The organism is Nocardia takedensis NBRC 100417 (assembly GCF_000308695.1).
In the GTDB taxonomy this organism is placed as follows: Bacteria; Actinomycetota; Actinomycetes; order Mycobacteriales; family Mycobacteriaceae; genus Nocardia; species Nocardia takedensis.
This window is the reverse complement of record NZ_BAGG01000093.1, coordinates 321,535-340,236: the sequence shown is the minus strand read 5'-3', so window position 1 is coordinate 340,236 and position 18,702 is coordinate 321,535. Positions and strand designations below refer to the sequence as shown.

Here is an 18,702-nt window from a genome sequence, read left to right as displayed (position 1 = left end):
GACGTGGCGCGCGGGCAGTGACGTAGGCAACAACGTAACAGTGGGTGGACGGGGTGTCCAGTGACTGACATGATGTCCAGCGAAGGGGAGTCGAGGGTCGGATATGGATGTCGAGGACGGACCGCCGCGCGGTGGTCGCCTGCGTGACGAGCAGAAGACGCGCACCAGGGCCGCACTGCTCGACAGCGCGGGGGAGTTGTTCGCCCGGCACGGTTACGGCGCGGTGCGCGTGGACGACATCGCCGCGGCGGTCGGGTGCAGTCGCGCCACCTTCTATCTGCATTTCGCGGGGAAGTCCGATGTCCTGCGCGCGGTGGCGGCCCGGACGACGGTGCCGTCGGTGCGGTCGTTGTGCGAGGATCTCGACGTCGTCCTGACCTCGGGGTCGCGCGCGGATTTCGTGAAATGGGCCACGCGGGTGATCGAATGGTTCCAGCGGCATCGACAACTGCTGCCCGCCTGGAACGAGGCGGTGGCCGTCGATCCGGGTTTCCGCGAGATCGCGCGCGCCGCACTGGACGCGCTGCCCGACGCGGTGCCGGATTTCCTGGACCGGTGGCCCGAAGACCGCAGGCCCGAGGCGCGGCTGCGCGTGGAACTGCTTGTCGCCCAATTGGAACGGTTCTTCACGGCGCGCTCGGACGGGTCCGGGGCCGAGTTGTCGGCGACGCTGACGGCGCAGGTGCTGACCGATATCTGGTACCCTGCCCTGCGCGCGCCGGGTGAGAATGGGTGAGAATGCGACGTCAGTGTTCTTAGCTCGAAGTTAGCTGTGGTGTCGCGAGTGGTGCGGGCGGCGGTCGATTCGCCGCCGCCCTGTGAAAGTGTCGGTGGCGTGCGGCATCATCTGTGCACGCAGCTATCCACGAAAACCGCTCGGAGTGCACCATGCCGTCGCCAAGGACCAAGCCCAAGCCATTGTCGGACACGGAGATTCACCAGATAGCTACCGATATCGCAGGCGGACGGCCACCGATGGTGTGGTTCACCTCCGCCGCGGTGGGGGTGCAGGAGGGCCGGTCGGGCAAGGTCGTCGCCCTGGGCGACCCGGCCGACGGCGATTTCCTCCAGGTCCGGCCGACGGGGTCCAAGGATGTGCTGTCCTTCTCCCCGAGCGAGGTCACGCTGACCAAACCGCCCCGCCCGGCGGCGCCCGCCCCGCGCGGCGCCGCCCAGCCGAAGACGACAAGGAAGGACGAATCCACCGTGACCCAGCCGTCGACCCTGACGAGCGTCGCCACCCCCGCCACCCCGCCGAGCCCCGCTCCGGCCGCGCAACCGTCGAATACCGCGCCGGTCGAGAGCGCCGAGCAGGAGGCCAAGGGCGCCGCGGCCAAGTCCGCTGCGTCCGCGCCGCCGCGTCCGGCCAAGACCGCCGCGCCGCGCAAGAGTCGGACGGCCGCCGAGGTCACCGTCACCCTCACCGGCACCGCCGACGGGGAGTGGACCGTCGATGTGGTCAACGGCAAGAAGCGCACCATCCGCGGGTTGGCGGTCACCTCCGCCGCGGTCGCCCAGGCGGCCAAAGTGCTGCACCCGGAGGTCGCCGAGGTCGTTGCCGGCATCCTGGAGGCGGCGCGCGGTGTGCAGCAGGCGAAGGTGGCCCAGTTGCAGGCCGAACTCGCCGAAGCACGCAAACTTCTCGAGGAATTGTCGGAGTAATGGGTATGGGCGCACCGACGCGGGCCGAGGACCGGAAACGGTTGCACTGGAACGATTCCGCCGAACGGCATCGGCTGACCCGCGATGCCGTGCTGGGCGGCCAGCGCGGGCGGCTGATCGACGCCATCGTCACCTCGGTGGAGCAGAAGGGGTACGCCGCCACCACGCTGGCCGATATCGTCGCCCTGGCCAGGGTCTCGCGCAGCAAGTTCTACGAGCACTTCGCGGGCAAGGAGGAGTGCTTCCTGGAGGCGATGCGGGTGGCGCAGTCGGTGCTGGCGCGGCGGATCGCCGAGGAACTGGACCAACTGGGCACCGATGACGCGCGCACGCGGATCGCCTCGGTGGTCGACACCTTCTGCGAGGTGGTCGCCGCGGAACCGGGCCTGTCCCGGATGGTGATCGTGGAATCGCTGTGCATGGACCGGGCCACCGTCGTGCTGCGCGACTACGCGGCCGATGTCTGCGGTGAGATCTACCGCGAATGCTACGAGCGGGCCCGCGTCGAGGACCCGTCGCTGCCGGTGCTCTCGGACGCGCTGATCGGGATGATCCCGGACGCGATCGTGGAGCGCACCCGTCGCGTCATCATCGAGGAGGGGGCGGCGGCCCTGCCGGCCAAAGCGCCGTTGTTCCTCGAGTTCGTCCACGCCACCCTCGGGCTGACCCGGCGCGACTGAGGACGCTCACACGGCGGTCTCGCGCCGGATCGGACGCGGTGTGACGGTGGAGCGCTCGGGTTCGGCCGCCCGTTCGGGTTCGGCGGGCCGCGCCGGGGCGGGCGGTGGTGCGTGCGCGTCCTCGGGGAAGGCGTAGCCGAGGGAGTACTGCTTGGCGTGGTACATCGCCGAATCGGCGTCGCGGATCAATGCGTAGACCGCGTCTTCGCCCGCGAGCGGGCCGCCGCAGGCGATGCCGACGCTCACCGTGATGGGCACTTCGCCCGCGCTCAACTCGAACGGCCGCACGAACGCGCCGAGCAGTCGTTCGGCCAGTGTCGCCGCCTCGGCGCGTTCCAGGGGCGCGGCCACCACGAATTCGTCGCCCCCGTAGCGGGCGACCATGTCCTCGCGCCGGACCACCCGCCGGATGCGCGCGGCGGCGCCCGCGATGAGTTCGTCCCCGACGGCGTGGCCGTAGCTGTCGTTGACGAGTTTGAATCCGTCCAGGTCGATGAACAGCAGGCCGATCGGCGCGTCGGCGCCCGGTGCGTCGCGGCCCAGTGTGCGCAGCAGCGCCGACCGGTTGAGCAGGCCGGTGAGCATGTCGTGGTCGGCCTGGTACTGCGCGCGCCGTTCGCTGCGCGCCGAGCGCTGGATGGCGCGCTCGCTGCGCAGCAGCATTCCGATCAGCAGCAACGCGAACAGCGAGGCCACGATCACCCGGTCGACCAGGCCGAGGCCGGCCCCGACGACCGGCACCAGCGAGGCCACGATGAGCGCGATCGCGATGACGCCCGCGCGCTGGCGCGACCGGTGCGGGTGGATGCGGCGCGGCGCGCCGAGGGAGGCCATCGTGGGGTGCAGCGCGGCGGTGCCGACGCTCGCGTAGGCGACGAGCAGGGGAGTGAGCAGCAGATCGTGACCGATCGTGGCGGTGCCCGCGGTGTCGATGCTGTAGCCGAGATCGCCGACCAGGATCGCCAGCAGGCCGAGGTGGACCAGGCGCAGCGAGGTCTCCGACCGGTTGGCGGTGGCCACCGAATGCGCGATCAGGGTGAGCAGCAGCGCGTCGAGCACCGGGTAGGCGGCGGCGAGCACCGTGTGGGCGGTGGTGGCGCCGGTGCGCAGGATCGGCGAGATGAGGAAGGTCCAGGAGGCCAGCAGCGCGGCCAGGCCGATCAGCGCGGAGTCCAGCATCAACTCGTGGTCGCGTCCGACGTGCCGGGGCCGCAGCCACAGCGCCGCCGCGACGCCGACCCCGAAATATCCGGCCAGTGTGCACAGATCGTCCCAGGGCATTCCCGCGCCGTTCGGGGTGAAATCACGCAGGCCGGTGCCGACGGCGAACAGCACCGCCGAGGCCGAGAGCAGATACCACGGCAGCGGCCGGGCGGGACGGTGTCTGCGCAAACCGGTGCCGATCATGATCAGCGTGCCCGTCACCACCGCGACCATGACGCCCAAGGTCAGCGTGTCGGAGCGCAGCAGCAGCGGCAGGGCGATCAGACCGGTCCACGCGGTGAGAAGTACCGCGCACCACCGACTTTCGCCGCACGGCGACGGTGACGCTGCGGATTGCCCTGCGCTGATGGTCATCAGCCCCCCTCGGTCGCTCCATCCTCGGTGAACCGTGCTGCGTAATAGGTCTGCGAATCCTCCACCGCGACTTCGACGTTGGTCTGTTCGTCGAGTACCGCCCGAATGCTGTCGGCGAACGAGAGCTGAGTGTTGTTGAACGAGCAGATGTCCCAACCCACCGCCGCGCGTTCGGCCACCAGAACCTGGACTACCGATTCGATCATGGCATGGAAAGCCGCCCCTTGTCGCGCACTTGGGGCAACAAGGGTGAAGCCCGCATAATAGATGGCGTTGCGGGCCGCGTGCTCGGGATATCGCGCGGCGAAGTAGTCCGGGCTGATCCACGGCACGGTTTCCAGGTGCCGGGTCAGGGTGGTCACCCCGATGGGTTCGCCGTCGCGGGTGCGCGCCACGTACTTGAGTACGCGCGGGTCGATCATCTCCTCGCGGAATTCCGCGCGGTGCAGCACCTGTCGGGCCACCGCGCGGGTGCGCAGCGGGCCGAACGCCTCCTCGTAGAGACGGTGGAACATCTCGATCCGGTCCTCGGGAATGGCTGTCTCCACCGTGACGTGCACCTCCCGGTCGTTCATCGTCCCGGCTCCCAGCCCGCGGTGTCGTAGGCGGCCAGCACCAGCGCGCAGGCGGGTTCGCCCGTGCAGCGCACCTGCGCCAATTCGGTGCCGACCGGTCCGAACTCCGCGGGGCGGTGCGCGGTCATATCGGCCAGGCTCGACCGGATCAGGCCGTCGACCTCCTCGAGGCTCTCGCCTTCGTGCTCGACGAAAAGCCCCGCGCCGGAATCGTCGTCGCGCAAGGTCCACCCGATGCCCGCGGCCGCCGTGCGTCCGCGGTCGGCGACGTGCTGCGCCGCGTAGACGCAGTAGAGCCGATCACCCCAGGCGATCGGCTTGGCCACGCGGGCGCCGCGGCGCAGCGCCGCGCCCGGCGGGATCACCGAAGAAAGGCGAATCAAGTTGGCATCACCCACTCCCAGTTCGCGCAACGCCGCGTCGAACGCGGACATGGCGGTCGGACCCACCCCGGTCGCGGCGCCGATCTCGATCGTCAGCGCCGTTCCCCGGTCGCGCGCGGCATCGGCGGTGCGCGGTCGGCCGAGGGTGGGGCGGAGTCGATCGATCCACTGCAAGCCGAGTAGGCCGCTGTAGGGGGTGGTGTGAATCATAGTGCCCTCCCGTAACCGCCGACCTGTTTTGTAGGCCGTCGCTGCGTCAAATTCGACTGTGCGTCAGGATCTTCGATCGCGCACCTTCCCCGGGTGAACGCGGTGCTGGGGCGGCGTGTCCCGTTCGGGTGTCGGCGTGGGCGGCGATCGGCGGCGCACGGTCGCGACGCGCGCGGGACGATTCGCGCCACGCGGAGATTGCCGAGAGATTGCCGAAACGTGGGCGGTTCACCCCGTCGCCGTCGCGCCGTCACCCGCACTGCCACTGAGCGACTGTCCAGGTTTTATGCGTGAATGTGCCGCGAGGGTGAGGCACAATCACGCACAGTAGGACGCAAAGGCGACGGCCGTCACTGCCCGCACCCGCGGCGGATCGCGAGCGCCGCCCGGACCACCGCCAGGAGGGACGACGCCGTGCCGCTCGCCGAAACATCCCCACTACTGACCGCCCTGCCCGCGCATCTGGCCGCCGAGCCCCTGCGCCTGGACGCCGATCCCGTCGACTACGCCGTGGTCGCGCTCTATTTCGTGTTCGTCCTCGGTATCGGACTGCTGGCCCGGCAGCGGGTCTCCTCCAGCATCGACTTCTTCCTGTCCGGGCGTTCGCTGCCCGCCTGGGTGACCGGTCTGGCCTTCATCTCCGCCAATCTCGGCGCGGTCGAGATCATGGGCATGTCCGCCAACGGCGCGGAATACGGGTTCCCGACCTTCCACTACTTCTGGATCGGCGCCGTCCCGGCCATGCTGTTCCTGGGCGTGGTGATGATGCCGTTCTACTACGGCTCCAAGGTGCGCAGCGTCCCGGAATTCATGCGCAGGCGCTTCGGCACCGGCGCGCACCTGGTCAACGCGCTCAGCTTCGCCGTCGCCCAGGTCCTCATCGCGGGCGTCAACCTGTACCTGCTCGGCTCGATCCTGAACGTGCTGCTCGGCTGGCCGCTGTGGGTGTCGGTGATTGTGGCCGCGGTGATCGTGCTGTCCTACATCACCCTCGGCGGACTCTCGGCCGCGATCTACAACGAGGTGCTCCAGTTCTTCGTCATCGTGGCCGCGCTGCTGCCGCTGACCCTGGTCGGCCTGCACCGCGTCGGCGGCTGGGACGGATTGCAGGACAAGGTCACCGCCTCACCGGGCGGGGCCGCGCAGCTGGAATCCTGGCCGGGCAACGCGCTCAGCGGGTTCAGCAACAACTTCATGTCCGTGCTCGGCATCGTCTTCGGTCTCGGCTTCGTGCTGTCCTTCGGCTACTGGACCACCAACTTCGTCGAGGTCCAACGCGCGCTGGCCACCCACTCCATCTCCGCCGCGCGCCGCACCCCGATCATCGGCGCGTACCCGAAGATGTTCATCCCGCTGATCGTGGTCATCCCGGGCATGATCAGCGCGGTCCTGGTCCCGCAGATGGTGGAGTACAAGCAGGCGGTCACCGCGGACCCGAACTACACCAGCGACACCACCTACAACCAGGCGCTGCTCTACCTGATGAAGGAGGTGCTGCCCAACGGCCTGCTCGGCGTCGGTCTCGCCGGCCTGCTGGCCGCGTTCATGGCGGGTATGGCGGCCAACATCTCGGCGTTCAACACCGTCTTCAGCTTCGACCTGTGGCAGCAGTACGTCGTCAAGGAACGTCCCGACGGCTACTACCTGCGGATCGGTCGCCTGGCCACCGTCGGGGCCACGCTGGCCGCGATCTTCACCGCGTTCATCGCGGGCAGTTTCAGCAACATCATGGACTACCTGCAAACGCTGTTCAGCTTCTTCAACGCGCCGCTGTTCGCGACCTTCATCCTCGGCATGTTCTGGAAGCGCATGACCCCGACGGCGGGTTGGGCCGGCCTGGTCGCGGGCACCCTGTCGGCCATCTTCGTGTTCATCCTGCACGAAGTCGAGGTCTTCCAATTGTCCGGTCAGGGCGCGAGTTTCGTCGCGGCGGGCGTCGCCTTCGCGGTCGACATCGTCGTCAGCGTGATCGTCACCCGGTTCACCGCCCCGAAACCGGCGGCCGAACTGGTCGGGCTCGTCTATTCGGAGACGCCGAAGGAGGTCCGCACCGATCCCGAGGAGTCGAGCCTGCCCTGGTACCAGCGCCCGGTCCTGCTCGCGGGCATCGCCCTGGTCCTGGTCATCATCCTCAACATCGCCGTCGGCTGATCCGTCCCCGCCGCCAAGGAGCCACCCATGCTTTTCGACATCCGCACCATCGTCGGCGCGCTACTCGGCCTCTACGCCGTCATCCTGATTGTCACCGGACTGGTCCACGACACCGCCGCCGAGGAGGCCAAGACCGGCGGCATCAACGTCAACCTGTGGGCGGGCTTGGGCATGGGCGCGGTCGCCGTGGCGTTCATCGCCTGGGTCGTGCTGCGCCCGGTCCAGGTCCCGCCCACGCCGAAGACCGAGGAGACCGAGGGCGACCCGGTGGTCTGAGGGTCCGCCTCATCCGCGCGGGGTGAGGCTTTGCGGCGATGCCCGCGGCAGGATCGCGGCTGAGCGTCCGACGCCGCCCGGCGCGGACACGTCGAGCCGCGAGGGAGTCGCCGTGCCCAATCCCTACGACGTCGAGCGCACTTGGCCGGAAGCGGCACATCCGCGAGACCGTCACCAAGTATCGGGACGCGACCCAGTATTTCTGGGACCAGTCGATCCGGCTGATCAACAAGGGCTACACCCCGGTCGAATTGCAGCACGCCCTGAAGGACATTCCCGAGGAACTGCTCGATCCGCCCTACACCGTGCCCATGTACGGGACGCCGTTCACGGCGGTGCCGGAATACTTCACCGGCTGGGTGAGCTGGTTCAGCGGCGATTCCACCGATCTCTATCCGTCGTTGCCCGCGCACAAGGCGCGACGGCTGGTCGGACTCATGGGCGGGGTCGACGCCGTGGTGGCGGCCGCCGAGGACGACCACGTGGCGGGCGATCACCAATTGGCCGCAGAACTGACCCAACTCGCGTTGCGCGCCAACCCGGACCACGAGAACGCGCGCCTGCTCGAGGCCGCCGCGTTGCGGGCCCGCGGCTACCAGGAGCTCAACCCGATCGCCCGCTCCTGGTACCTCACCGGCGCACTGGAATTGGAACGCGCCTTCGACACCGGCGATCTGCTCCGCTCCATGCTGACGATGCTGGGCGCGCCCGGCGATCCGGCCGAGGTCGTGCGTGGCTGGCGCTATCTGCTCGACGCCGACAAGGCCGCGGGCCTCACGCTGACCCTCGGACTGCGGTTCACCGATGCCGACCGGTTGCTCACCGTCCGGGTCCGGCACCGGGTCCTGGTCGTCACCGACGGGATCGCCGACGACTGCGACGCGGTGGTCGAACTCACCGTCACCGATCTGGACGGAACCACCGAACCCGCGACCGTCTCCGGCGACCCGACGGCCTGGCGCGCGCTGATGGGCCTGATCGACCGCGAGATCACCGGGTTCGACATGCACATGCGTTAGCGCGCAGCAGATTTCGCGTAAATCGTCGATGTGCCGTCGCCTTGCGGAGTCCGGTCCGAAGCGTCCCGCTCCGGACCGGACCGCGAGAACTACTTCGCCGGGGCCGCGAACGGTTGGTTGACCGTGGTCGCGTACTGGATCGCCGCGCCGATCGCGACGGGCGCGGTGATGGCGATCTGCCCGACCAGCGTGCCGATGGCCCCGACCGCCAGCACGCCCGCGACGCAGCCGACCACCGCGGCCGGGACGAACGGCCCGAACAGGCCGACGATGGTGGCCGAGGCGACGGTGGCGCCCGCGATCCCGCCGAGAACGCAGCCGAGGCCGCCGCCCGCGAGTCCGCCGACGAGGGTGCCGAGCGTGGCGCCCATGCCGATGGTGCTGGTCATGCGGCTCCACGCGGCCTGTTCGCGGTCGTATTCGTTCTTCCAGGGCGCTTTGTCCTCGTAGGGCAGCGCGACCGGACGGTAGACGGCGCGCTCCATCCGCAGTTGCGGGACCAAGGTGGCTTCGCGACCGGCGATCGTGGCCTCGAGCGGGAACTCGAAATCGTCGACGCGGAAGGTCAGCGGTGTGCCCGCGAGCACGGCGCCGTCCGGGGCGAGGATCTTCAGCGCGTTGTCCGCGACCACCAGCGAACCGGAGTCGACGGTGATGATCGAGGCGGTGTCGGTGGCATGCGCGGAGAAACCGACCGCGTCGGGCGTCGCGGCGGAACCGACGCCGGTGGTGGCGGCGACGGCGCTCGCCAGGCAGGCCACGGCTAGGGAGAGGGTGCGGAACTTCATGGGGGAACGTGCCTTTCGAGAAGTGTGGGAGGTGGCGCGCTGTGGGCGCGGCTCACCGACGGCCGTGCCGAGCGGCAGGCCGGTGGGGGAAGTTCGGACTCAGGCGGCCGTACGGCGCACCTGTCCGGCGATGATGTCGATGGCGAAGAAGACGATCAGTCCGACGCCGATCAGCGGGGCGAACCAGCCGATCACCGCCGCGGCGCCGAGCAGCGCGACCGCGACCCACGGCGAACTCCGCCGCAACGCGCCGCGCCGGGGAGCCCGGCCGAAGCGCGCGCCGCGGGCGGGTCGGCGCTGCCACCACATGCGGTAGCCGAGGAGGATGACGACGATCAGCCCGAGCATGGCCGCCAACAGCAGCACCTGGTTGAGCAGACCGAACATCAGACCCATGTGGAACTGGATGCCCCAGTTGGTCAGTTTGGCCATCAGCGGCCACTCGGCGTAGGGCAGGCGCGAGGTGACCGTGGCGGTCGCCCCGTCCACCGCCACCGCGTCCACGGTCAGGGTGCCCGGCATCCGACGTTGTTTGACGCTGAAAGCGGTCTCGTCGGCGGGTACCGCGATCTCGACTCCGCGGTTGATGCCCGCGTTCCGCGCCGCCGCGTAGACGCCGTCCAGTTGCGCGATCCGCGCGCTCGGGTCGACCACGGGCGCCGTCTCCCGGTGGCCCGCGTGGTGGTCGCCGTGCGCGGGCGCGGGTTCGGCGGCCCCCGGCAGCGCGGTGTCCAAAACCGGCGTCGTCCAGCTCAGTTGCTGACGCAGGTCGCCGATGTTCTCGCCCGCGTAGGTGGACCAGGTCATCCCGGTCACCGACAGCAGCAGCGCCAGCGGGAGAATCCACACCCCGATCACGCCGTGCCAGTTCATGTTCCGCAACCTGCCGGGCTTGGACCGGTCGGGCGCGAACAGCCAGGCCGCCGAATTCCGGGCCCGCCGCGACCGCACGCGCCGGATCCAGAGCACCAGGCCGGCCAGGGCGATCACCCACAGCCAGGAGGCGGCGAATTCGCTGTAGAGGCGACCGGGTTCGCCGAGGTGCAGGTCCCGGTGCAGACGGTCGATCCAGGTGCGCAGCGGGAGCGCGCCGGAACTGCCGTAGACGACCGAATCGCCCACCGACCGCGCGGTGTAGGGATCGATGAAGACCGCGCGGCGTTCGGATTCACCCAGGGTGGGATCGGCGAACAGGACGCGGGTGGTGTCCTCGGCGCCGGGCGCGGGGGCGACCGCGACCAAGGCCAGATCGGGGCGGACGGCCACGGCGGCCGCGACCTGCTCCGACAGCGGACGCGTAGTCCCGCCGGGCTCGACGGTCAGCAGATCGCGGGAGACGATCTGCTCCAGGGTGGGGGAGATGGCGTAGAGCGCACCCGTGATCGCGGCGATCAGGATGAAGGGCGCCACCACGACGCCCGCGTAGAAGTGCAGCCGCAAGGCCAGCGCTTGCAGCCCGGCGCCCGTGGCGCGACGCGGCGCGGGCTCGGCTGACGGCGTCGACTCCGCGACGCCGTTGGGGAGATCTTCTGTTGTCGTCACGTTCGTTTCGTTTCCGAGGGGAATTCCGGTGGTCCGCGCACGGACAGGCCGCGAACCGACGGGTTCGCGCACCGGAGGGGAAGGATCAGGAACGAACGAGCGACGGCGGACCCCTGGTCCGCAGCGCCTGGGCGGCGAAGATCCGCAGGACGACCCGGTCCCGGTGCGCGGTGCGCGGCGGAGCGGGTTCGAGGACGACGGGCAGCACGAGCCGCAGCGGAACGACCCGCGCCAAGGCGGCCGTGCCGATCCGATACGCGGCTTCCGCGCCGAGCACCAGCAGCGCGGCGAATCCGGCCGCGACCAGGTGGCCGAAGAGCATCTTCGGGCTCAGTTGCGCGTCACCGTGATGCAGGTGGCCCGAACCGAAACCCATCACGAAGTGACCGAGGACCTGGCCGCCGAACAGCGCGGCCACCAGACCGACGGCGCTCTCGCGCAGCGGGCCGAGCCCGGCGATCAGCGCGCCGAGGGCCGCGGCCGCCGCGACGAGCAGGGCCGCGGTGGTGCTGTCGGGGGCGGAACCGCCCGCCGCCCACCCGTGCCCGGCCCACGACAGGCTCCCCGAGATCGCACCGGCGGACGCGCCGCGCAGCCGCGCGACCGCGTCGCGGTCCGCGGCGGCCGACCGGCCGAACTCGATGCTCACCCGCTGATGATAACCGAGAGGTCACGGCCCTTTCGCCACGCCGGAAACGGGAGAGGCCGGCTCCCGTGCCGGGAACCGGCCCCTGCGTGCCCGGATCGACTCAGGCGTCGACGTCCATCTCGATCAGCGGCTTGCGCAGCAGCTTGCCCGTCGCGTTGCGGGGCAACTCGTCCAGGAAGACCACTTCGCGCGGCACCTTGTAGCGGGCCAAGTTGGCCTTGACGAAATCCTTGATCTCCTGCGGATCGCGCTTGGACTCCGGGCCGGGCACCACGAAGGCGCGCAGTCGCTTGCCGAACTCGCGGTCGTCCACGCCGACCACGGCGGCCTCGAAGATGTCGTCGCGTCCCGCGATCAGGTTCTCCACCTCGAGCGGGAAGACGTTCTCGCCGCCGGAGACGATCATGTCGTCGTCGCGGCCGTCGATGTAGAGCAGGCCCTCGGCGTCGAAATGCCCGACGTCACCGCTGGACATCATGCCGTCGACGATCTCCTTGGTGCGGCCGTCGGTGTAGCCGGTGAATGCGAACCCGTTGTCGACGAAGATGGTGCCGGTCACGTTCGGTTCGGTGATCGGCTCGCGCTTCTCGTCCAGCAGCACGATCCGGATCCCGACCGGCGCCTTGCCCGCGGTGGTCGGGGCCTTGCGCAGATCCTCCGGCGTCGCCACCGTCATCACCGCGCACTCGGTGGAGCCGTAGAGGTTGTAGAGGCTGTCGGAGAAGTGGTCGAGCGTGCGGGTCACCACATCCGGCGCGATCGCCGACCCCGCGGCGAAGATCACCTTGATGCTGCCGACGTCGTACTTCGCCAGCACGTCGTCGTCCAGGTCGAGGATGCGCTGCAACATCGTCGGCACCACCACCAGCGAATCGGCCCGATACTTCGCGATATTGGCCAACGTCAGCTCCGGGTCGAACCGCCGCTGCTGGAACACCACCCGATTGCCCAGCGCCAAGCCGATGGTGAACTGCGACAGGCCGGTGCCGTGGAAGATCGGCGCGGCCATGAGCATCGTGCCGTTGACCGGCAGCGGCACCCGGTCGATGAACTGCGCCGAGGCGAACGGGCTGACCCGGTCGCGCGGCGCGCCCTTCGGGGTGCCGGTGGTGCCGCTGGTCAGGATGACCAGACCGCCCGGCTTGGCGGGGGCGGGCAGCGCCGCGCCGGACTGTCCCGCCGCCACCGACTCGATGGTCGGTACCGCCGGATCGACGCCGTCCTTCTCGTCCACCCAGGTCAGGATGCGCGGGATGGTGTCGGGAATCGCGCTCATCAAGTCGAGGAACTCGCTGTCGTGCAGCACCGCCTTGACCTTCTCGCGGGTGGCGACGTCGGCGAACTGCGGCTTGGCGAAACCGGTGTTCATCAGCACCGCCCGCACGCCCAGTTTGCCGCTGGCCAGCAGGCTCAGCACCATGCCGCGATGATCGCGGGCCAGCAGCGCGATGACGTCGCCGGGCTCGATGCCGCGGGCGCGCAGGCCGCGCGCCAAGGCGTTGGCCTGCTCGTCGAGCTGACCGAAGGTGATCTCACCCCGTTCGTCGACGATGGCCGCCGCGGTGGGCCTGGTCTGCGCGGCGTGCATGACCACGCCCGCGAAGGGACCGAACTTCAAGACGTTGAAGGCCGAGCGGATGGCGTGGTCCGGGCGCAGCGGATTGAACATCCGGCGCTTGAGCATCACGTTCACACCGAGCGCGGCGTCGGCCGCCTTACGCGCGGTGCCACCTAGGGCGGGGAAGGGCAGAGACGACATCGACGACAACCTTCCGCGATCCACCCACGGAGGTTGGCGGTGGTGTGGACCGCTACTTCGAGATCCAGTGCTGTCGCCCACAATAGCAACCGGCCATCGGACACCGTGGCCGTCGTCTCCACCCCGCTACGCTCCCGTTATGCGTCGACCTGGTACTCCACCAGCACCCGCCGCAGCAGCTTGCCGGTCGGATTGCGCGGCAGGTCGTCGAGGAAGACGACCTCGCGCGGCACCTTGTAGCGGGCCAGATTGTCCTTGACGTAGCTCTTGAGTTCCTCGCCGTCGGGTGTGCGACCCGGTTCCGGGACCACGAACGCGCGCAGGCGCTTGCCGAACTCGACGTCGTCCACGCCGACCACCGCGGCGTCGAACACGTCCTCGCGTTCGAGCAGCAGGTTCTCCACCTCCTGCGGGAAGACGTTCTCGCCGCCGGAGACGATCATGTCGTCGTCGCGGCCGTCGACCATGAGCAGGCCGTTGGCGTCGAAGTGGCCGACGTCGCCGCTGGACATGTAGCCGTCGATGATCTGCTTGTGCCTGCCGTCGGTGTAGCCCTGGAAGGGCGAACCGCTGCGGACGAAGATGCGCGCGGTGGTGTCGATCGCGGTGACCCGCTGATCGTTGTCGTCGAACAGGCGCACCTCGCAGGTGACCGGCGAGCGCCCGACGGTGCCGGGGGCCAGCGCCAGGTCGGCGGGCTGGGCGACCGAGGCGATGGCGACCTCGGTGGACCCGTAGAGGTTGTACAGCTTCGGCCCGAAGACCTGCGTGGCCTTCACGCACAGTTCCGGCGAGAGCGCCGAGCCCGCGAGCAGGATGCAGTTCAGCGAGGACAGGTCGTAGCGGGCGCGGACCTCCTCGGGCAGTTCGGTCATCCGGTGCAGCATCGTCGGCACCGCCACCAGCATCTCCGCCTTGTGGTCGGAGATCATCTTCAGCGTCGCCTCGGCGTCGAAACGGCGGCGGACCACGACCTTGTTGCCGATCGCCGCGCACACCAGCCAGGTGCCCAGACCCGTGCTGTGGAAGATCGGCGACACGATGACCTGGGTGCCGCCCTGCGGGAACGGGATGCGGTCGACGAACTGGGCGGTCGCCAGCGGCGAGGCCTTCTCGCGGGGCGCGCCCTTGGGCAGGCCGGTGGTGCCGCTGGTCAGGATGATGAAGCCGCCGGGCTTGGTGGGGGCGGGCAGCGGTTCGGCGGTGTTGGCCGCGATCAGATCGTCGAGGGTCTGCTCGCCCGCGGTGTCGACGCCTTCGTCCACCCAGGTCAGATAGCGGGGTAGGTCGGCGGGCAGCGCGTCGAGCAGGCCGAGGAATTCGCTGTCGTGCAGCATCGCCTTGACGTTCTCCCGCGCGCACACCTCGGCGAACTGCGGCTTGGCGAAGCCGGTGTTCATCAGCGCGATCTTCACGCCGAGTTTGCCCGCCGCCACCATGGCCAGGATCAGTCCGCGGTGGTCGCGGCACAGCGCGCCGATGACCGTGCCCTGCGTGATGCCCGCCGCCCGCAAACCACGGGCGATCGCGGTGGCCTGATCGTCGAGTTGCTTGTAGGTGAGTTCGCCGCGCTCGTCGGCGATGGCGGGCGCGTTCGGGGTGATCCGCGCGGAATGCTGGACCAGTGTCGCCTGCGGGCCGTAGAGCTTGGATTCCTTGATGGTGCGCAGCGTCTCGAGCGGCTTGGTCGGGTCGGAGATTCCGTTGGTCCGCAACAGTCCGAGTGCCTTCACGACTTCGAAAACGTGCGCAACCTTCATATCGAACACCTCCACAGCAACTCGCGAGGCACTCGACCAAGCGAACTCGTACAGCATATGGGCACACCGTAGCAGGGTGTGTCACGTGTCACGATTGAAGGCGACAAAGCGGACATCAACTCGTTGTGCGACGGCTGTCACGCCGCACGGTCACCGTCTGGCGCTCGCCAACGCCACCAGCAGCGGCACCACCCGGCCCGGCGGCACCTCGAAACGTCCGCGCCCCACCGTCTGCAACCAGCCCACCGCCGCCAACTGCCGCAGGTGGTGATAGACCTGCGCCGAGGTTCCCACACCGTCGACATCGGTCAACTCCGCCGCCGTCCTGCTCCCGGACAGGATCGCCCGCAGCAACCGCAGCCCGACCGGACTGCCCAGCGCCGCAAGACATTCCGCCGCGCTGTCGGCGTCGTCCAACAGCAGGTCGTCGGTGCTGAAACTGGTCTGCCACCCGAAGACATCCCCCGCGGGCAACCGCCCCGAACCGCCGAACAACACCCCGCCGTTCGCCACGTCCGACTCGGCGAAATCCGCGCCCAACCGCCGGATCGCCCAGTCCGACGCGCCGGGAGCGTTCCCGTCCGCCGTAGTCCGCTCCGACTCCAACACCGCCAGTCGCCGTTCCAGTGCGGCGACCCGATCCTCCAGATCCACGCCGACGAGGGTAGGGAACCACGCGTCCCGTGACAATTCGAACCCCGACCAATTCGACATGCCCGCTTACGCATTCGGTGTCGACATCGGCGAATCGTCGCCACGCGCTCGCGGCACTAGGGTGCAACGCATGCGTATCGCGGCCATTGCGGCACTAGTCCTCCTCGCGGCAGCCTGTTCCTCCCCGACCGACCACACGGCGCACCAGAATCCCGCCCCCACCCCCTCCTCGACCGCCGCCGCCCCCACCACGACCGCGGCGAAACCGGCGCCCGGCACCGGCGCCGCGCTCGGCGAGGTCTCCGGCTGGGTCGACGCGGGGTCCCGCGCCGACGGGTCCGCCTACGCCTCCGCGAGCACCGACGACGGCGTCACCAGCGACCTCGACGCCGGCGACCGCGCCTTCTCCAGCCCCACCGGCAAGATCAAATGCATGAGCGACGGCCACGAAGGCAGGCACGCGCTGGTCTGCCTCGTCGACCTGAAGAACCCGCCCGAGCGCCCGGCGGACAAACAGGGCAACTGGGTCGGCGGCTGGGTCGAATACGAAGGCCAGACCCTCACCGTCGGCGGACTGCACGGCGACCCCGGCCCCTTCATCCGGGGCTACGGCGACGAACTTCCCTACGGCTCCCAGATCACCGTCCACGGCACCAAGTGTCGCATGGACAGCGCCGGGCTCTACTGCGTCAACTCCCAGGCGGGCACCGGTTTTCGCGCCAACGACGCCGGGATCGTCACCTTCGGCTGCCTGTCCGAGGAAGCGGTGCCGCGCACCGTCAACGCGGGCGAATATCACACCTGCTGACGACTCTCCGTGCCGGCGATCCCGAGTCGCCGGCACCCGTGACACAACGTGTGAAACTCGGTCGACGCATATCCAGTCTCCTCGAAGAAGTTCCGGGTACCGCACGATTCATCCGCTGAATTCTCCGCACCAAAGTAGCCGCACCGCCTCCCGGCAGGCCACCCTGCCCCGCCGATCCCCGGAAGCCCCTGAGCGTCAACACTTCACGTCATCCCGTAAGGTGGTCCCGCCTCCACCGGGGGCGGCTCGACCGATCCGAACACCGCCGGCAAGAAGGTGGGCCATGGCCAAACATCGCCGCCCCGACAGCGCATCCCCGATCGACTACCGCATCGCCCTGCTGGCGATCCTCGCCCTCGCCGCCACTCTCCTCCTACTCCGCGCCCGCACCCGCTGACCGGCGCCCGAACCTGCACCCGCGCGGCGGCTTCGCGACGTGTCGCCGAGCGTCGTGGTGTCTCGTCGCGGCCGCCGATCCGCGCCGAGCGTGATCCCAGACTTGTGAAACACGAATAGTGCTGTAGCGCAGTGAATTACAGCGATTATCTTGCCGTAGAGTGAAGACACCTCCTACCGAGGGGCGATGGACATGGTCCACACAACGCGCCCAGGAAGGAGGTGGTGGGGGATGGCGAAACATCGCCGAAAGAAGAGCAAGGCCCCGGTCGATTACGGCATCGTGCTGGCAACAGCTACCGTGATCGCCGGGGCGCTCATCTTGGTCCGCCGAGTCCTGCGGGGCTAGTTAGTCCCACCCGGTGGGGCGTCGTTACCGCGACGCTCCACCACCCGGCATCACACGAAGTGACCCCTCCACACTACACGGCTCCGCTGAAACTCGAGGCCGCGAGCACACGTCGTCTTCTACCATCGAAACCGTGGTGTTCCTTCCGATCTCGCTTGCGTCGGTGACGGCGGCGGTGGTGCGGAATCGAGGGGGGTGCGGGGATTTCGCCAAGGTGGGCGTCGAGTTCGGGCCGCCGGGAAGCGATGGCGCGACCGAGATCTTGTGCGCGGTCGCCGAGGATCGGCTTCCGGCCGAGTTCCTGCCGCCGCTGACGGCGGGGATCATCGAGGGGCTCGGCGGTGTGGCGGCGAGTGTCTGATCGTCGGGGCCGTGTCGCACGATACGGACTCCTCCGACCGCGCGTTTCGACTCGCGGGGCGGGAGCCGCCCCGCGCGGCGCTGATCGCGGCGGGTCTGGTGCCCGAGAGCGCCGCCGCGGAGTTGCGTTGGGTCGACTGGCCGGGGCGTCCCCGGCCGAAGCAGCCGAAACGGCGGAAACGTGGAACATCGCGCAGGTCCGGGGCGAGTTAGCGGCGGCGGCTCGGTCGGTTACAACGGAACGAAGGCATCGGTGCGGGCAGCCGCGTCCCGCACCGGCAGACCTGCCGCGACTCTCTGCACCCTGCTTGCCGCCGGGAGCTTACGGAGGCTGCCGGACCGCATTTCGCGTAGGGCTGGGGATGGTTCCGGGACAGCGAAAGAGCGAGATCCGGCCGCTGGACACCGAGGCCACCATGACCCGGCAGGGTCTGCCGGTCGACGATCTGACCGGAGTGACCGGCCCGCACGGGCGGTGAACCGATCCGTGCGGGTCCGGCCTGTCATCTCACTTCAGCTGAGCGCTGGTGAGGCCCAGGACGCGCCGGGCGACGATCAACTGCTGGATCTGCTGGGTGCCCTCGAAGATGTCGAGGATCGTTCGGCTACCCCTCCGTGAAATCGACAGATGGTCGGAAATACACTCCTGAGCTGCTGTGATGCATCTCGGGAGTTCTCGCCTGTTCTGGGCACTTTTCGGCCTCCCACGGCCTGTAGACGGCCTGAGGCGACTGCGGTTGGCCCTGGTCGGTGGTGGGTTGCGCATGACGGGGGCTGGCTACCCGCCTGCCCCATAGGGCCTGCCCGTCACGCGCAGAGGCTCACAGGTCAAGGGTGGCCCTTGGGCCATCGGCGTGCCGACGCGACTTGTCGCGCCCTTGAGGTGTGAGGGGCGCGGGATCACAATGCAGGCCACCACAGACCAGGGCCAAGCGGCCGAAGGACGCTCCACCCACCATCCAGCCGTTCGGGCACTCGCCATCCATCCCCCCACCTCGCCCGGCCCCGGTGGACGCCCCCCGACCGGACTCGGGGCCGGCATCGGATCGGCTGGGACCGGCCACGGCTGGATGTGCGGTAGGTGGTCTCCGAGGCAAGCGAGC

The 18,702-nt window shown here is 69.3% G+C and carries 17 protein-coding genes; 8 read left to right on the top strand and 9 right to left on the bottom strand.

Features of this window, described 5'->3' with window-relative positions; genetic code table 11:
- Positions 1 to 103: 103 nt before the first annotated feature.
- From ON30_RS20605 to ON30_RS20595, 3 genes are all read left to right on the top strand, one after another.
- Positions 104 to 736 (top strand): TetR/AcrR family transcriptional regulator, encoded by a 633-nt coding sequence (locus ON30_RS20605; RefSeq protein ID WP_040709136.1) that lies wholly within the window; start codon positions 104 to 106, stop codon positions 734 to 736.
- 239 nt (positions 737 to 975) lie between these two features.
- Positions 976 to 1,662, top strand: coding sequence for a DUF6319 family protein (locus tag ON30_RS20600; protein WP_245554137.1), 687 nt, complete (start codon positions 976 to 978; stop codon positions 1,660 to 1,662).
- A gap of 5 nt (positions 1,663 to 1,667) precedes the next feature.
- Complete coding sequence (locus tag ON30_RS20595) at positions 1,668 to 2,342, top strand: TetR/AcrR family transcriptional regulator (protein WP_040709134.1); 675 nt, start codon at positions 1,668 to 1,670, stop codon at positions 2,340 to 2,342.
- A 6-nt stretch (positions 2,343 to 2,348) separates the two neighbouring features.
- Here the strand turns inward: ON30_RS20595 and ON30_RS20590 are convergent, their stop codons facing one another.
- Genes ON30_RS20590 through ON30_RS20580 form a run of 3 tightly spaced genes read right to left on the bottom strand, consistent with a single transcriptional unit; the run spans position 2,349 to position 5,088 of the window.
- Entirely contained in the window at positions 2,349 to 3,920 is a 1,572-nt protein-coding gene (locus ON30_RS20590) for a GGDEF domain-containing protein (protein ID WP_083911546.1), read from the bottom strand.
- On the bottom strand, positions 3,920 to 4,495 hold the full coding sequence (locus ON30_RS20585) for a hypothetical protein (RefSeq protein WP_040709133.1): 576 nt from the start codon (positions 4,493 to 4,495) through the stop codon (positions 3,920 to 3,922). The genes ON30_RS20590 and ON30_RS20585 overlap by 1 nt, the downstream gene beginning before the upstream one ends.
- On the bottom strand, positions 4,492 to 5,088 hold the full coding sequence (locus tag ON30_RS20580; protein WP_169334930.1) for a pyruvoyl-dependent arginine decarboxylase: 597 nt from the start codon (positions 5,086 to 5,088) through the stop codon (positions 4,492 to 4,494). The genes ON30_RS20585 and ON30_RS20580 overlap by 4 nt, the downstream gene beginning before the upstream one ends.
- Positions 5,089 to 5,550: 462 nt before the next feature.
- Here ON30_RS20580 and ON30_RS20575 point away from each other — a divergent pair, with 462 nt between their 5' ends.
- The 3 genes from ON30_RS20575 to ON30_RS20565 all read left to right on the top strand — a co-directional run bounded on the left by ON30_RS20575 (position 5,551) and on the right by ON30_RS20565 (position 8,534).
- On the top strand, positions 5,551 to 7,239 hold the full coding sequence (locus ON30_RS20575; protein WP_040709341.1) for a sodium:solute symporter family protein: 1,689 nt from the start codon (positions 5,551 to 5,553) through the stop codon (positions 7,237 to 7,239).
- 27 nt (positions 7,240 to 7,266) lie between these two features.
- Entirely contained in the window at positions 7,267 to 7,515 is a 249-nt protein-coding gene (locus ON30_RS20570; protein ID WP_040709132.1) for a hypothetical protein, read from the top strand.
- 251 nt (positions 7,516 to 7,766) lie between these two features.
- The gene (locus tag ON30_RS20565; RefSeq protein WP_040709131.1) at positions 7,767 to 8,534 is read left to right on the top strand and encodes an alkyl sulfatase dimerization domain-containing protein; all 768 of its coding nucleotides are present in this window, start codon (positions 7,767 to 7,769) and stop codon (positions 8,532 to 8,534) included.
- 89 nt (positions 8,535 to 8,623) lie between these two features.
- Here the strand turns inward: ON30_RS20565 and ON30_RS20560 are convergent, their stop codons facing one another.
- The 6 genes from ON30_RS20560 to ON30_RS20535 form a co-directional block, all read right to left on the bottom strand.
- Entirely contained in the window at positions 8,624 to 9,322 is a 699-nt protein-coding gene (locus ON30_RS20560) for a DUF8020 domain-containing protein (RefSeq protein WP_040709130.1), read from the bottom strand.
- Between the two features lie 99 nt (positions 9,323 to 9,421).
- A complete protein-coding gene (locus tag ON30_RS20555; RefSeq protein ID WP_040709339.1) occupies positions 9,422 to 10,864 on the bottom strand; it encodes a PepSY-associated TM helix domain-containing protein in 1,443 nt (480 codons plus the stop codon).
- A gap of 85 nt (positions 10,865 to 10,949) precedes the next feature.
- Positions 10,950 to 11,513 carry a hypothetical protein gene (locus tag ON30_RS20550; RefSeq protein ID WP_051029606.1) on the bottom strand — a complete coding sequence of 188 codons (564 nt, stop codon included), beginning with the start codon at positions 11,511 to 11,513 and terminating at the stop codon, positions 10,950 to 10,952.
- A gap of 100 nt (positions 11,514 to 11,613) precedes the next feature.
- The gene (locus ON30_RS20545; protein ID WP_051029654.1) at positions 11,614 to 13,272 is read right to left on the bottom strand and encodes an acyl-CoA synthetase; all 1,659 of its coding nucleotides are present in this window, start codon (positions 13,270 to 13,272) and stop codon (positions 11,614 to 11,616) included.
- Positions 13,273 to 13,409: 137 nt separating this feature from the next.
- The gene (locus ON30_RS20540) at positions 13,410 to 15,032 is read right to left on the bottom strand and encodes an acyl-CoA synthetase (protein ID WP_040709334.1); all 1,623 of its coding nucleotides are present in this window, start codon (positions 15,030 to 15,032) and stop codon (positions 13,410 to 13,412) included.
- 150 nt (positions 15,033 to 15,182) lie between these two features.
- Positions 15,183 to 15,686 carry an ArsR/SmtB family transcription factor gene (locus tag ON30_RS20535; protein WP_040709332.1) on the bottom strand — a complete coding sequence of 168 codons (504 nt, stop codon included), beginning with the start codon at positions 15,684 to 15,686 and terminating at the stop codon, positions 15,183 to 15,185.
- A gap of 130 nt (positions 15,687 to 15,816) precedes the next feature.
- Here ON30_RS20535 and ON30_RS20530 point away from each other — a divergent pair, with 130 nt between their 5' ends.
- Complete coding sequence (locus ON30_RS20530; RefSeq protein WP_040709128.1) at positions 15,817 to 16,494, top strand: hypothetical protein; 678 nt, start codon at positions 15,817 to 15,819, stop codon at positions 16,492 to 16,494.
- A gap of 878 nt (positions 16,495 to 17,372) precedes the next feature.
- Positions 17,373 to 17,600, top strand: coding sequence for a hypothetical protein (locus ON30_RS20525; RefSeq protein ID WP_040709126.1), 228 nt, complete (start codon positions 17,373 to 17,375; stop codon positions 17,598 to 17,600).
- The last annotated feature ends 1,102 nt before the right edge of the window (positions 17,601 to 18,702 follow it).

Coding starts and splice junctions, on each gene's coding strand:
- ON30_RS20605 (WP_040709136.1), top strand. CDS start 104: ATGGATGTCGAGGACGGACCGCCGCGCGGTGGTCGCCTGCGTGACGAG.
- ON30_RS20600 (WP_245554137.1), top strand. CDS start 976: ATGGTGTGGTTCACCTCCGCCGCGGTGGGGGTGCAGGAGGGCCGGTCG.
- ON30_RS20595 (WP_040709134.1), top strand. CDS start 1,668: ATGGGCGCACCGACGCGGGCCGAGGACCGGAAACGGTTGCACTGGAAC.
- ON30_RS20590 (WP_083911546.1), bottom strand. CDS start 3,920: ATGACCATCAGCGCAGGGCAATCCGCAGCGTCACCGTCGCCGTGCGGC.
- ON30_RS20585 (WP_040709133.1), bottom strand. CDS start 4,495: ATGAACGACCGGGAGGTGCACGTCACGGTGGAGACAGCCATTCCCGAG.
- ON30_RS20580 (WP_169334930.1), bottom strand. CDS start 5,088: ATGATTCACACCACCCCCTACAGCGGCCTACTCGGCTTGCAGTGGATC.
- ON30_RS20570 (WP_040709132.1), top strand. CDS start 7,267: ATGCTTTTCGACATCCGCACCATCGTCGGCGCGCTACTCGGCCTCTAC.
- ON30_RS20560 (WP_040709130.1), bottom strand. CDS start 9,322: ATGAAGTTCCGCACCCTCTCCCTAGCCGTGGCCTGCCTGGCGAGCGCC.
- ON30_RS20545 (WP_051029654.1), bottom strand. CDS start 13,272: ATGTCGTCTCTGCCCTTCCCCGCCCTAGGTGGCACCGCGCGTAAGGCG.
- ON30_RS20540 (WP_040709334.1), bottom strand. CDS start 15,032: ATGAAGGTTGCGCACGTTTTCGAAGTCGTGAAGGCACTCGGACTGTTG.
- ON30_RS20530 (WP_040709128.1), top strand. CDS start 15,817: ATGCGTATCGCGGCCATTGCGGCACTAGTCCTCCTCGCGGCAGCCTGT.